The 13,603-nt window shown below is 46.5% G+C and carries 9 protein-coding genes; 6 read left to right on the top strand and 3 right to left on the bottom strand.

Features of this window, described 5'->3' with window-relative positions; all coding sequences use genetic code 11:
- Positions 1-9 precede the first annotated feature (9 nt).
- Positions 10-195 carry a hypothetical protein gene (locus NC994_RS21755; RefSeq protein ID WP_190433756.1) on the top strand — a complete coding sequence of 62 codons (186 nt, stop codon included), beginning with the start codon at positions 10-12 and terminating at the stop codon, positions 193-195.
- A gap of 264 nt (positions 196-459) precedes the next feature.
- Here the strand turns inward: NC994_RS21755 and NC994_RS21750 are convergent, their stop codons facing one another.
- Positions 460-1,332: a hypothetical protein gene (locus NC994_RS21750; protein ID WP_190433754.1), complete on the bottom strand. Its 873-nt coding sequence runs from the start codon at positions 1,330-1,332 to the stop codon at positions 460-462.
- A 341-nt stretch (positions 1,333-1,673) separates the two neighbouring features.
- Between NC994_RS21750 and NC994_RS21745 the strand changes: the two genes are divergently transcribed.
- The 4 genes from NC994_RS21745 to NC994_RS21730 all read left to right on the top strand — a co-directional run bounded on the left by NC994_RS21745 (position 1,674) and on the right by NC994_RS21730 (position 9,271).
- The gene (locus NC994_RS21745; RefSeq protein WP_242032514.1) at positions 1,674-4,772 is read left to right on the top strand and encodes a zinc-dependent metalloprotease; all 3,099 of its coding nucleotides are present in this window, start codon (positions 1,674-1,676) and stop codon (positions 4,770-4,772) included.
- A gap of 346 nt (positions 4,773-5,118) precedes the next feature.
- Entirely contained in the window at positions 5,119-7,860 is a 2,742-nt protein-coding gene (locus NC994_RS21740) for a zinc-dependent metalloprotease (protein ID WP_190433752.1), read from the top strand.
- 474 nt (positions 7,861-8,334) lie between these two features.
- Positions 8,335-8,922 (top strand): type II toxin-antitoxin system antitoxin SocA domain-containing protein, encoded by a 588-nt coding sequence (locus NC994_RS21735; RefSeq protein ID WP_190433750.1) that lies wholly within the window; start codon positions 8,335-8,337, stop codon positions 8,920-8,922.
- The gene (locus NC994_RS21730; protein ID WP_190433748.1) at positions 8,894-9,271 is read left to right on the top strand and encodes a hypothetical protein; all 378 of its coding nucleotides are present in this window, start codon (positions 8,894-8,896) and stop codon (positions 9,269-9,271) included. The genes NC994_RS21735 and NC994_RS21730 overlap by 29 nt, the downstream gene beginning before the upstream one ends.
- A gap of 197 nt (positions 9,272-9,468) precedes the next feature.
- On the opposite strand, the gene NC994_RS21725 is transcribed toward NC994_RS21730, so the two are convergent.
- Both NC994_RS21725 and NC994_RS21720 read right to left on the bottom strand, forming a co-directional pair.
- Positions 9,469-10,974, bottom strand: coding sequence for a pitrilysin family protein (locus NC994_RS21725; RefSeq protein ID WP_190433746.1), 1,506 nt, complete (start codon positions 10,972-10,974; stop codon positions 9,469-9,471).
- A gap of 59 nt (positions 10,975-11,033) precedes the next feature.
- A complete protein-coding gene (locus NC994_RS21720; RefSeq protein ID WP_347276934.1) occupies positions 11,034-12,617 on the bottom strand; it encodes a pitrilysin family protein in 1,584 nt (527 codons plus the stop codon).
- Positions 12,618-12,839: 222 nt separating this feature from the next.
- Here NC994_RS21720 and NC994_RS21715 point away from each other — a divergent pair, with 222 nt between their 5' ends.
- Positions 12,840-13,475 (top strand): TetR/AcrR family transcriptional regulator, encoded by a 636-nt coding sequence (locus tag NC994_RS21715; protein WP_190433741.1) that lies wholly within the window; start codon positions 12,840-12,842, stop codon positions 13,473-13,475.
- The last annotated feature ends 128 nt before the right edge of the window (positions 13,476-13,603 follow it).

The raw sequence follows: 13,603 nt of genomic DNA, 5'->3' as shown, positions 1-13,603 counted from the left end.
ATATCAATCGTGATCCGTTCTAAAGTCTTAATTCAGCGAATCGTCTCATCTGATGGAAAAAGTGTTGCAGAAGCCAAGAGCGTAGTCATTACGTCGGATGATAGTGAGAGTACAATTAGTCAATGCGTCACGGTTGAAGTCTGTTCCGGCAATCGTTGTAGCAGTCGCTCAACATCTAGCGTGACTTCTAAATAGACACCTGCCTGAAAAGTGGGGTGGGATATAATCTTACTGCATCCAAACGAGAATTGTTATATCCCTAGCGATTACAGATCGCCCTTTCTACAAGCATTAGGATGTTCCTATTAGGGACTTTTAGAAAAAGTAATCTCTATGCCATTGTAGGGGCACGGCAATGCCGTGCCCCTACAGCAACTATTCCCTACTAAGAGGCTTAAAAATGAAGGCTACGTAGGCAGGCTTCGTTCGCGTAGCTACGACTTTAGTCACCTGACGTTTTTACTTTGACTTCACTGCAACAGCTTTCTTTCTGGCTTCATATCCAACGCCCATTAAGCAGAATAAGAGTAAAGCTAAGGTACTCGAAAACTCTGGGGTTTCAGCAATTGCCTTACTTGCTTTCACTTTATTTGTCTTAGTTTCTACTAAGGTTAGATAAGTTAAGCTATCGAATTTACGCGAAAAATTACCTTGAATAAAAGCTTCAGCAGTTTCTTCGTTGCCTCCAAAAGAAGTCTCTAAAAAAACTTTATTTGGCTTAACGGTTACGTTGGCGCTCTTCTCATAAGAAAGAAAATCACCAGGTTCTAATGTCTTTATTTTTCCGGCTAAGCTAAAAAAGTCTAAAGGAATCCAAGTCTTCGTATCTTTATTATTTTGGGTGTTATATAACTGAAAATTTACCTCGCTAGACGCACTAGCATATTCAAATTCTGGTTCGTCAATAGAGGTTTTAAGACCTAAAAAAGCTGAAAAATCGAAAGAGAAAGTTTGACCTGCATTTACTAGAAAGTTATAGCCAATCACTCCAGATACGCTTTTCACCTGTCCAAAATAGCTCTTACCTTCGCCCTCAATTTTACTTAAAGAGAAATTGAAAGCGGAGGTTTTTTTAGGGGAGGGATCGGCTGTAAATTCTGCAAAGGCATCAGCATCGGCAGTCACCTCACTACTGCTTGTAAATATCTCAGTAAAAGCCTCAGTAAAAGCCTCTACCTCAATAGGTGAGTGGCTAAATTTATTCAGTTCTACTGTCGCTTCAGATTTGGCTAGAGTTGCAGCCCAACCAGGCGCAGCAACGAACGCAGAGCTAGCCATCAAAGGCGTTGCGAACAGCAAGAAGCGTAAGCTGGGACGTTGTTTGGTTATCATAAAAACCTTATTTTCTTATGTCACTAAAATTTTGGGCATGAGAATTTTGACCTGCTGAAAGTTGCAGATCGAAGCGATGAACTAACAAAGGAACAATTTCACCTAGACTGTTTTCAATAACAATAAACAGTCTGTTTGTTAAATGGATGTCTCCATTTAACAAGCCTTTGGGTTACGCTGAAAAGACTGACGAGAAAAGTTTCTATTGCACTTTAGCAAAGAAATACTTAAGGACTTTCACGTAAGTATCATAATCCCAATTCTCTAAAATTAGAGTAAAGCTCCAGTAAATATACTGAAATACTTTTTAAAGATTTGATGAAGTAGGAATGGTCATTCGGATGCTGAACAAAATGAAAAAATTGCCGTTCTATCTATTGGTTCTACAAGGAGTGTTGTTCGGGATAGAGCTACAAGTAGCAGCGCAGGCGCTGGTGCCTCTAAAAGCGGTGGAAAGGTTGGGCGGTCGCCAACAGATGCGATCGCTTGAGGCTGCTGTTACCAAGAAGCAGCTATCTGGAAGCCAGAAGTCAGACCCTTTTACTAATAAATTGCAACAGATTCCTCTCGATCGGGGAAGCGCAAATAAGTTGCCTCAAAAAAGTGAAGAGGGGTCAGCACTCGAAATTCCTACCTCTGTCACGTCTCCGTATTCTCACGTATGGGTCATCAAAGACAGCCAAAATCAGCCAGAGCAACAGCCTTTTGCGTGGATGGTCAAAGATACTAAAAAACAGTATGAAGATGGCAGTACGGTGCCGCTACAACCGATATTGGGGCTGCTGAAAGATACCAACCAGGCAGCGCTTCAGATGGCAGACGCGGGTGACGCGGGTAAAGCTACTAAAAAGTCTGGCTTTGATGAAATCGTTAAAAATACGGAGAAGGTGGAAGGGTTGTTTACCCTCTACCGCAACAAGAAGACGGGCAAAATTTATTTAGAAATCAAGCCCGAACAGCTCAATAAAAACTTCCTCGGTACCGTGACGATGGAATCGGGGATTGGAGAACGCGGGATTTACAGCGGAGTTCCCCTGAATGATTTCCTGTTTTATTTTCGTCGGGTGAACGACAACTTACACTTTGTGGTTCGCAATGTTAACTTTCGCACGCGCTCTGGGGAGCCGCAAGAGCGATCGCTCAACCGGGCGTTTAGCGACTCTGTCCTCTACTCGCTGGACATCAAAGCGACTCATCCGCAACGCAAAACCCTGCTTATCGATATGGGGGACTTACTCCTCACCGATTTGCCTGGGTTAACCTCAATGTTAAAAACGTTTTTGGATACTTCCTACCGCCTCGACAGTAGCAAGTCGTATTTCGACACCGCCAAAGCCTTTCCCCTCAATATCGAAATTTCCTCGGTTTACGGTTTCTCATCGACGAGTAGCCAGGACGCAAATTTAGCGACTCTGCCTGATAGCAGGGCACTCAGCCTTAAAGTCCATTACAGTTTATCCCAGCTACCGGAAAACAACGGCTATATTCCGCGTCTTGCCGACGACCGGATTGGCTACTTTATTACTGCTTATAAGGACTTCTCCAACGACAACCGCAGAGAACCTTTTGTTCGTTATATTCATCGCTGGCACTTGGAAAAGCAAGATCCGAAAGCATCCCTGTCGCCACCCAAGAAACCAATTGTCTTCTGGATTGAGAATTCTGTCCCGGTTGAGTACCGCGACTCCATCCGCGAAGGCGTTCTGATGTGGAACAAAGCTTTTGAAAAGGCGGGATTTAAGGACGCGATTGAAGTGCGGCAAATGCCGGATAATGCCACTTGGAGTCCCGCTGATGTCCGCTACAACACGATTCGCTGGATCAATTCTTTGGATGGATATTCTGCCAGAGGACCATCGCGTGTCAATCCGCTGACTGGCGAAATCTTAGACGCCGACATCATTGTAGATGCCAACATGGTGCAATCGATTAAGCAGCGATATCGCACCCTTATCGAGTCAAGCCAGCCGTCGGGAACCGGGTTATTTTCCCAAATTGCGGAGAATCCCAATCTCTGCAACGGATTGGAGAGAGGACAAGCGACGGAGAAAGGAAAAGAGGAAAATCCGTCATTATCTACCCCCGATTTTTCGCAACTCCTGCAAGACCACGATCTCTGCTATGGCATGGAAGCGGCTACTCAATCAGCGATGGGCGCGATCGCATTATCGCTGGTTCACAATGTCTTGCCTAGCAGCAGCGAAATGAAAGAATTTGTGCATCAGTATATCCGCCACCTGATTTCCCACGAAATTGGACATACTTTAGGGTTGCGGCACAACTTCCACGGTAGCACTCTGCTAAAGCCGGAAGAATTGAACAACACCGACATCACGCGCATCAAAGGAATGGCGAGTTCGGTGATGGACTACGTTCCTGTCAACTTGGCACCCCAAGGCGTGAAGCAAGGAGACTATTATCCAGCCGTTGTTGGCCCTTACGACAAATGGGCGATTGAGTACGGTTATAAACCGAGTGGGGCAACGAATTTTGTGGCTGAGAAGCGATTTCTAGAGCAAATTGCCTCCAAATCGCCCCAATCGGAATACGCCTATGCAACGGATGAAGACATCTTGGATCTCGATCCGGGTGCCAGTCTTTGGGATTTGAGTGGCGATGTGCTGCGCTACTCACAGTCGCAGATGGACAACGCCCGGATGATGTGGGGGCGTTTGGATAAGCGTTACCCGTTGCAGGGCGATAGCTATGAAGAAATGCGCGTGTTGTTTAACACGATACTAAGTTACTACTTCAGTAACGCTAATTTGATGAGTCAATACATTGGTGGGCAGTCATTTAGCCGCAACCATGCCGGAGATCCCAACGGGCGTTTGCCGTTTGAACCCGTGCCGCTAGAAAAACAGCGCGATGCATTGACAAAAATAGGAAAATATGTATTTGCCGCAGACGCTTTTGATTTTCCGCCGGAATTACTCAATCAGTTAGCACCGTCGCGCTGGAGACACTGGGGAAATCCGATCCCGATTTTCCGACTAGATTATCCCATTCACGAAAACCTACTGTTGCAGCAACGTCGCGTATTGCGATCGCTTCTATCCGAAGATCGCCTAAATCGTCTGCGCGACATTGAACTGAAAACAAAACCAGGAGAAGCGCTGACGCTACCGGAACTCTTCGACACCTTGCAAAATAGCATTTGGACAGAGGTACAGCAATCCGATCGCAAACCCGCGAATATTTCCAGCCTCCGCCGTTCCTTGCAACGCGAACATCTGGAAATCATGCTGGGGATGGTGTTGCGGACTGAATCGGTACCGGAAGATGCCCGAACCCTAGCATGGTACGAACTGCAACAACTGCGGAAATCGCTGGATAGCGCATCGAAGCAGAAGAACCTCGACACCTACACCAAAGCGCACCTTCTGGAAACACGCGATCGCATTAACAAAGCCTTAAACGCCCAGTTGGAATCGAAGTAAATCCACCATCGACGATAAATGGTGCAACTTGAAAGGGTTGGAGGAGAGGTTAAATCCAGGGGAAACAGCCATCTGCGATTAAATATAAACTTTTTTGGTTTTTTGGCTGGCGCATAGTATTTTTAGACTCCAAAGCGGGAATCTTAAACAGGGAGCCGCTGATGCATTCAACGATGGCGTTGCAAACGACGTTCAACTTTAGCGTGCAATATAGCTCTCTAGGTTTTATTGAAGAGGCAAAGGATTTATGTGCTGTCTTCAGTCCCGCTTAGATGGTGTTTATAAAGCACCAACCCCATCATTTTTTTAACTTGAATCAGTAATCGTCAATCAGTTTAAAGACAAAATGAAAAAATCGCCATTCTACGTGTGTTGTATTCTGGGATTATTATTCGTAAATGTTTCTTCAGTTAAAGCAGCCATTACGAACGCCCAAAACCCAGTTGGACATTCTCAGGTTTTAGCTAAAGATACAAATATAGAAAATTCAGATTTTCAATCCTTCGAGGAAACGGTTAAAAATACTCAAAAATTGGATGGATTATTCACTCTCTACCGAAACAAACAAACCGGCACAATATATCTAGAAATCAAACCAGAACAGCTCAATAAAAATTACCTTGCCACCATTACCTTAGAATCGGGGATTGGCGAACGCGGTCTTTATAGCGGAATGCCGCTGCAAGATATGCTTTTCTACTTTCGCCGGGTCAACAACAATTTGCACTTTGCCGTCCGCAACGTGAACTTCCGCACCAGTCCCGGCAATCCAGAAAAGCGATCGCTAGAACGAGGGTTTTCTGACTCCGTTCTCAGTTCCCTGAAGATCATCAGCATTCATCCGCAACGTCAAACCATTCTCGTCGATCTGGGGAACCTGCTACTCAGCGATTTACCTGGATTAAGTTCGTATTTAAAAACTGCTTTGGAGGCTTCATACCAGCTAGAAGAAGACAAAACCTACTTCGGTGCTGCCAAAGCTTTCCCCCTGAACATGGAAATTGAGTCGATTTACGGCTTCTCTAACCCTAGTGGAGATGACGGGGCGTACCTGCCAACACTGCCAGACAGTCGCGCCCTTTCCCTCAAGGTACATTACAGCCTCTCTCAGCTGCCGGAAAACAACGGCTATATTCCGCGTCTTGCCGACGAACGGATTGGATACTTCACCACGGTTTACAAGGATTTTTCTAGTAAGAGTGGTAAAGATCCGTTTGTACGCTACATCCAGCGCTGGAATCTAGAAAAGCAAGATCCCGCAGCTTCCCTATCGCCACCCAAAAAACAAATTGTCTTCTGGATTGAAAATACTGTCCCGGTTGAGTACCGCGACGCCATCCGCGAGGGCGTTTTGATGTGGAACGCCGCGTTTGAGAAGGCGGGATTCAAGGATGCGATCGCAGTGCAGCAGATGCCAGAAAATGCGACTTGGGACCCGGCTGATGTGCGCTACAACACGATTCGCTGGTTCAATTCTTTGGATGCCGCATTTGCATTAGGGCCGTCGCGCGTCAACCCGTTGACTGGGGAAATCTTGGATGCTGACATTATCGTGGACGCTGACTTTGTGAATTCGTTCAAGCAGGAATATCGCCACCTGATCGAACCGAACCAGAAGGGGAACAGCAGTATTTGTCACCGTGGCTTCTTGCCTTCTCACTCGTCTAAACATGGTGGAGAGGCGCATGGTGGAGAGGCGCATGGTGCCAATAGACAGGTAAAACCTTCGTTATTAGAGCATGATGGTCACAACCATCGATGCAAGGGAATGCAATTTGCCAATCAGATGGCAGTTGGGTCGCTGTCGCTGTCACTATTGCAGAATGTCAGTCCCAGAAGCGATCGCATGAAAGAGTACATTCATCAATTTGTGCGATTGCTCATTGCTCACGAAGTCGGACACACTCTAGGCTTAAGACACAACTTCCGTGGCAGTACCCTCCTCACCCCAGAGGAATTAAATAATACCGACATCACCCGCGCCAAGGGAATGGTGAGTTCCGTCATGGACTATCTGCCACCCAACTTGGCACCCCAAGGCGTCAAGCAAGGAGATTACTATACCAGCAAGGTGGGGGCTTATGACGAGTGGGCGATTGAGTATGGTTATAAACCCAGCGGCGGGGTAATTCCCATCGCCGAACAGCGGTTTCTCGATGAGATTGCCAAGAAATCGAGTCAGCCAGAATTAGCTTATGCCTCTGATGAGGACAGTTTTGACCTCGATCCCACCGTGAACCAATATGACCTGAGTGGCGATCCGCTTGGTTACTCGCGATCGCAACTGGATATCGACCGCCAACTATGGGATCGCCTTAACAAAGGGTATCCCGGCACGGGAGAAAGTTACAGCGAAGTCAGCGATCGCTTTAACACCGCGTTTATGCACTATTTGCAAAACGTGTTCTTGATTACTAAATATATTGGTGGACAATCGTTTTACCGGGATCGCCCCGGAAACCGCAACGGACGCTTACCCTTTGAACCTGTGCCAGTCGCCAAGCAGCGCGAAGCCTTGGCAGCATTGCAAAAGTATGTCTTTGCGGAAGACGCTTTTAATTTCCCGCCGGATCTACTTAATAAGTTAGCACCCTCGCGCTGGATGGATTGGAGCAATAATATTGCAATTAATCGCCTTGATTTTCCGGTTCACGATAGCATCTTCTTCCCGCAAAGCATTGTTTTGAGAGAAGTGCTATCGGGCGATCGCCTCAACCGTCTGCGCGACTTGGAACTGAAGAGTCAGCCAAATCAAGCGCTGACGCTACCAGAACTATTTAATACCTTGCACAGTGACCTTTGGAGTGAGTTGCAGCCAGCAGATAGCAAGTCGGTGAAGATATCCAGCTTTCGACGGGCTTTGCAGCGAGAACACTTGCAGATACTAATCGGCATGGTGTTGCGGACTGAGGACGTGCCCGAAGACGCCCGAACGCTTGCCTGGTCAAAATTGCGCCAATTGCGCGAAGACATCAACGGCAGCCTCAGACACCGGAGTGGGAACTTAGACGAATACACCAAAGCACACCTGCAAGAAACACGCGATCGCATCTCTAAAGCCTTAGATGCTCAGATGCAATCAAACTGAAGCAAGCGATCGCCAAAACGAAGGTAGTCTGTCACACCTTGAAACCGTCCAGTTCTTCGACAAAAGTAAAAAAAATTCCTCTTGAGCAACGTTTGGGCGTAAGGCTGAACTGTAAGCCATCGAACAAAACAGGTGTAACAAAGATAACTCCTCCAAAGCTGAACGATGGCTTAATCGATTACATCAGTCGGAGGATCGTCAAGCATCAGTTAAACAGGTGGTACAACCGTTGAGCTTCTAAAACTTGGGATTGCAAGCTTTAATCAAAGGAGTCAGGAGCTGGGAATCAAAGTCCAGACACTTCCTGACTCTTAAATTCTGCTGGAAGATATAGTTAGTTGGTGCATTGCCCTATAGCCATTTTGCAGAAAAGTAGTAATTTTGTACTATATACTTGCATGCTTCGGTTATAATAATACATATTAATTGAAAAATGCTACAATCAAAGATTTACTATTTTTGCGGGTTTGAGCTATGATCGATTGTCTCAATGTGGCTCGCTATTTCATTGTGAGAGCTTACGAGGACGGTATAGAAGCTGAAATGACCAACATGAAGGTTCAAAAGCTTCTGTATTATTCACAAAGCGTACATTTGGCATTGTACGATGAGCAATTGTTTGATGAAGTAATCCAAGCATGGCGATATGGCCCTGTATGCCCTCCTGCTTACAGGTTTTACAGTGAATTTGAAGCTAAGCAATTACCTATCCCGGACAAAGAATTCTTGTTGCAGATTCCTAATGAGAAGAAAAAACTTTTAGAAGAGATGTGGGGATATTTTGGTGGCTACCATGCCTATCGACTTAGTGAGATGACACATTTGGAGTTTCCTTGGAAGAAAGCTCGAAAGGGTTTGCCACCTGAAGCAAGTTCAACTGAGCCGATTCTTCTTGAGGATATGAAAGCGTTAGGTTATAAGAAGCTTGATGTGATAGAGCGTGATAACCCCGCGTATGAATCTGTGATGTCCAAGATATTGGAGGATGCTTTTAACTCGGAATCCTCAACTCGCATTAACAAAGGAGAAGTGCGTGACTGGCTCAACTCCCTTCTCGATTGAAGAATCCGAAAATTTCAAACGTTCTTTCAAAAAGCTTGCAAAAGCTTATGGGGCTGATTTTATTGAGCTTGTCGCAGATACCTTAGAAGATTTAACTGAAGACCAGTGTCCCATAAATTCCCGTAGAGAACCTTTACCGGGAAAAATTCAGTTACCTGAAGGATGGACGTTTCATAAGTTGGAGTTAAGGGTTTCCAAGGGCGCTTCAGGACAAATCAGATTGATGTATTTAGTCAGTACCACTGTATGGGTAGTCAAACCTGTGTGGATTTATAGCCACGAGCAGTTTGAGAAACGCCCTGCTGACAAAGAGCTGAAGAGTGTTATCCAAGAAATTTTAGACTGTTAGCTTTCTCTTTTACCAAACGGAAGCGTGGCGAGAGATATTACGGAAAGAGCGATCGCTCTCTTAAATTACTTGAAGAGAGCGATCGCTCTTTCGTAGCTAACAGAGAGTTAGGGCAATTGTTAAGAGAAAATTCAGTCAGTCTGCATTCGCTTTATTATCTGATTATTGCTTCTGGCTCGGTTTCTCTAAACTCAGCACTAACTATTTTTTGATGCTCCTGGAATCGCAATATCTATCGATGTAACATTGGGCGTGATGCTGGTTAGAGGCGGCTGAATTGCAGCAGCATTTCCAACCACCAGGGTAACAATGTTCTCTGGCTGGAGATATTTTTCAGCAACCCGTTGAATATCCTCAATCGTGGTTGCTTCCACGTCGCGCTGGTAACGAAAGATAAAATCCTTCGGGTAGCCGTAATATTCATATCGCATCAATCGCGACAGAGTTTGGCTGGGATCTTGGAACTTAAAAACAAAAGAATTGAGTTCCGACTCCTTGGCGTAGGAAAGTTCTGCTGGCGTCACTGGATTGGTGCGGATGCGCTGGATTTCCGATAAAACGCCCTTAATGAAGGGTACAGTCGCATCTGAACGAGTTTGTCCCCCAGCAAGGAATACGCCTGGGTAGTCATATTGAGCGCCCCAATAACCGTACACCGTGTAAGCGAGACCTTGGCGCGATCGCACTTCGTTAAACAACCGTCCGCCAAAACCGTTTAACACTCCATTTAATACTGACAGAGCCGCATAGTCAGGACTGTTCAATTGACCGCCCAGATGACCCATGACAATATTACTCTGGGTTAGCTGCGGCTGATTTACCAGATACACTCCTCCCCGCTTTGCCTGTTCCGCCCCTGGTATCGGTGGAGTTTGCGCTGTGCCTTTTGGCTTCCAGTTGCCAAACTTTTCCTGAATCATCTGACGCATCGCCTTACTGTCAAAATCCCCCACGATGCCCAGAATCATATTCTTCGGATGAAAATATTTTTGGTAGAAACCAATTAAGTCATCGCGGGAAATGTTGTCTAAGGTTGCATATTCTACGGTGCGAGCATAGGGGCTATTGTTGCCGTAGACTAATTTCTCAAATTCGCGGGAAGCAATGCCACCTGGATCGTCATTCCGACGCGCAATTTCACCACGCTGTTGCGTCTTGGCTAAATCTAGCTTTTCCTGGGCAAAAATCGGCTCTTGGATTACCTCAGCAAACAAACTAAATACGTCCTTCAAGTCTTCAGAGAGCGTCGTAAAGTCAGCACTACCCGCAGTGCTAACAATACTGCTCTCTACCGAAGCGGCGCGTTGTTCCAACAATTGGTTTAGTTCATCGCTGGAGTGCTTCGCGGTTCCGCCAGTCCGCAGGACTTCCCCAACCAACGTAGCCAAACCTACCTCGTTTTCTGGTTCCAGACGACCGCCGGTGCGAATCATCGCCGTGCCACTCACGAGGGGAAGTTCGCGATCTTCCATCAGATACACAATCATCCCATTGTCCATCTGATAGCGCGTGTACGGAGGTACCTGAATTTCCGGCAACGGCGGAAACTTCAACTCCGTATAATGCCGCGCTGTATCCGCTACCGCTGGCATCAAAAATGTCAAAAGTATCAAGGAGAAAGTCAAAAGAAATAGAAAATAGTTTTTCCTTTGTTTTCCTTTGCCCTTCTTCCGCAAATTCTGCCCAAACCACTGCATACTCATTCCTCTTCCTTCTTCCTCTTCCTCGCAGTCCTCAAACCTCAGTCCTCAGTCCTCAGTCCTCAGCCCTCTTTCGGCAGAATTCGCCCAATTGTCCGGTTTTGTGGCTGGAAAGTTTCTTTCGCCACGCGCTGAATTTCTGCGGGTGTCACGGTAGCGATCGCATCTAGTTGCTTAAACAGGTTCCGCCACGAGCCGGTTTTCACTTCATAGTCCACTAGCGACATCGCCATGCCCATATTGGAATCGAGCGATCGCAATAAATCAGCTCTTGCTTGAGTCTTCACCCGATCCAAATCCATCGCCGCTACGGGTTCCGTCTTCAGCCGCTCAATTTCCTTGCTCAAAGACGCTGCCACTTCATCCACTGTATGACCGGGAGCTGTCAGCGCATAGAACAGCATCAAATTCGGATACTTATCTCCCGGAAAGCCACTAAAACCTTCCGCATTCAGAGCGACTTGCTGCTCTTCTACTAAAGACTTGTAGAGGCGAGAAGTCCGACCATCGCTCAACAATCGACCGATCAGTTCATAAATTGCATGATCCGGATGATTCATCGCTGGGCGGTGATAGCCTTCTAGATACCAAGGTTGGGATTGCAGCCGCAAGGTGACATCCTGCGCTTCCGTTTGCTTGGGTTCCGTCGGTAATTGCTCCTCCGTCGCAGGTCTCGCTTTGTAACGTCCAAAATAAACTTGAGCCAGCCGTTTCACTTCCACTGGGTTAACATCCCCAACGACCGCAATGGTTAACTTGCTGGGGACGTAGTGCGTGTCAAAAAACTCCTGCACATTTTCGCGGGTAAGATTGCGGATGTCCTGGTCGTAGCCAATCACTGGACGCTTATAGGGATGCACTTTGAAAGCCGCATCGAGAAAAGCCTCAATCATTTGACCGATGGGCGAGTTATCAGTTCGCAACCGTCGCTCTTCCAGGATGACTTCTTTCTCTTTATAAAATTCTCGAAACACTGGGTCTAAAAACCGCTCTGACTCCAGCGACATCCACAGCTCTAATTTGTTGGAAGGAAAGCTGTAGAAATAGACCGTGGAATCTGTAGAGGTTGCCGCGTTTAGACCGACGCCTCCCGCTTGTTCGACAATTTGACCCAGTTCATTTTGCTTGACATATTTCGCTGCTTCGGCTTCAACCTTGTTAAATTCTGCCTGCAACTTTGTCACTTCTGCCGGTTTCTTTGCCGCTTTTGCTGCCTCAATTTGTTCGGCTAACTGGTCTAAGCGGTCTAAAAGTGGCTTTTCTGCCTTATAGTCCTGCGTGCCAATGCGGGTGGTTCCCTTAAAAGCTAAATGCTCTAGAAAGTGAGCAACGCCTGTTTGACCATTGGGTTCGTTGGCACCGCCCACATCGGCATAGGTGTAAAACGACACAACTGGCGCTTGGTGCCGTTCCAATACAATAAACTTGAGACCATTCTCTAAGCGAAACTCTGTCACCCGCTGAATCACCCGGTCTAAATAGGGCTGAATCGATTGGGTTGTGGCAGTCCCATCCGCCTTTTCAAGCGTCTGGGTACGAGCTAACGCCACATTTGGCTGCATACCCCACCCCAGCAGCAGCGCGAGCAGAAAAGCCAGAATGCTTTGCCACTGACGCTGTCTTGACGGTTGAGGGCTGGGGTTCAAACTTTCCCGTAACGGTTGTGCTGTCGTTGGGATTGACACACACAGGAATCGACAAAACTGACTCATACAATACTAAAGATTAAGCAGCGCTAATTCCAAGATATTGACTCTAACGTGGATTGTGTGGTGTTAACAATCTGTGAAGGTTTGGGTGATTGATTACTCGCCTATAGCACAATTGCATTAGGGTGTTAGTGGTAATCCATCCATTTATTTCTTAATATGGGAATTTTTAACCGGAAAACAGTAGGGGGAACTAAGCAAGTTGCTCATACTGAAGACGATACCCACACCCGAATTTTACAGGCAGCACAGCGGTTATTTGCCCGCCAGGGATATGAGGGGACAACAACCCGCGATCTTGCCGCAACAGCGGGGGTTGCAGAAGGAACGTTGTTTCGTCATTTTCCGAACAAAAAGGCGATCTTGATTGAGGTGGCGACGCAAGGCTGGGTAGAAATTCTCACAGATTTATTAACGGAATTGAGTGAAATGGGCAGCTATAAAGCTGTGGCTCAGGTGATGCATCGGCGGATGATGAATCTACGTGAAAATGCGGATATGCTGCGGGTTTGTTTTACAGAAGCGCAGTTTCATCCAGAGTTGCGCGATCGCATCCAAGCTGAAGTCATTGTCAAAATGACGGATGTGGCAGAAGCTTTCTTTCAAACTGCAATGGATAGAGGCACCTATCGCCGCATGAATCCAAGAATTGTCGCCCAAGTTTTCTTAGGGATGTTCACAATTGCCGGTTTTAGTCACGACACGCTATTAGGAGAAAATGCTTCCCCGAAAGCAATGCAAGAAATGGCAGAAGGGTTGGCTGATATTTTCCTGAATGGTGTGTTGGCGAAATAAAGAAATTAAGATTTGCTCCGGCGTTTAGAATTTGCATTAATCCGAGCGTTTAGAATTTGCATTAGCTCTGGCGATTAGAAATCGCACCTACATAGACAAAATCCACCTTCGCGGGTTCAAAACAACGC

Origin of the sequence: Trichocoleus sp. AS-A1, assembly GCF_039962015.1 — a bacterium.
In the GTDB taxonomy this organism is placed as follows: Bacteria; Cyanobacteriota; Cyanobacteriia; order Cyanobacteriales; family FACHB-T130; genus FACHB-T130.
Note: the sequence above shows the minus strand (reverse complement) of the source record. Positions and strands in the feature narration are given on the sequence as shown.

What these genes read in the sequence shown, in the direction of transcription:
- NC994_RS21725 (WP_190433746.1), bottom strand. Translation starts at nt 10,974, where the DNA reads ATGAGTATGCAGTGGTTTGGGCAGAATTTGCGGAAGAAGGGCAAAGGA.
- NC994_RS21740 (WP_190433752.1), top strand. Translation starts at nt 5,119, where the DNA reads ATGAAAAAATCGCCATTCTACGTGTGTTGTATTCTGGGATTATTATTC.
- NC994_RS21715 (WP_190433741.1), top strand. Translation starts at nt 12,840, where the DNA reads ATGGGAATTTTTAACCGGAAAACAGTAGGGGGAACTAAGCAAGTTGCT.
- NC994_RS21750 (WP_190433754.1), bottom strand. Translation starts at nt 1,332, where the DNA reads ATGATAACCAAACAACGTCCCAGCTTACGCTTCTTGCTGTTCGCAACG.
- NC994_RS21745 (WP_242032514.1), top strand. Translation starts at nt 1,674, where the DNA reads ATGCTGAACAAAATGAAAAAATTGCCGTTCTATCTATTGGTTCTACAA.
- NC994_RS21735 (WP_190433750.1), top strand. Translation starts at nt 8,335, where the DNA reads ATGATCGATTGTCTCAATGTGGCTCGCTATTTCATTGTGAGAGCTTAC.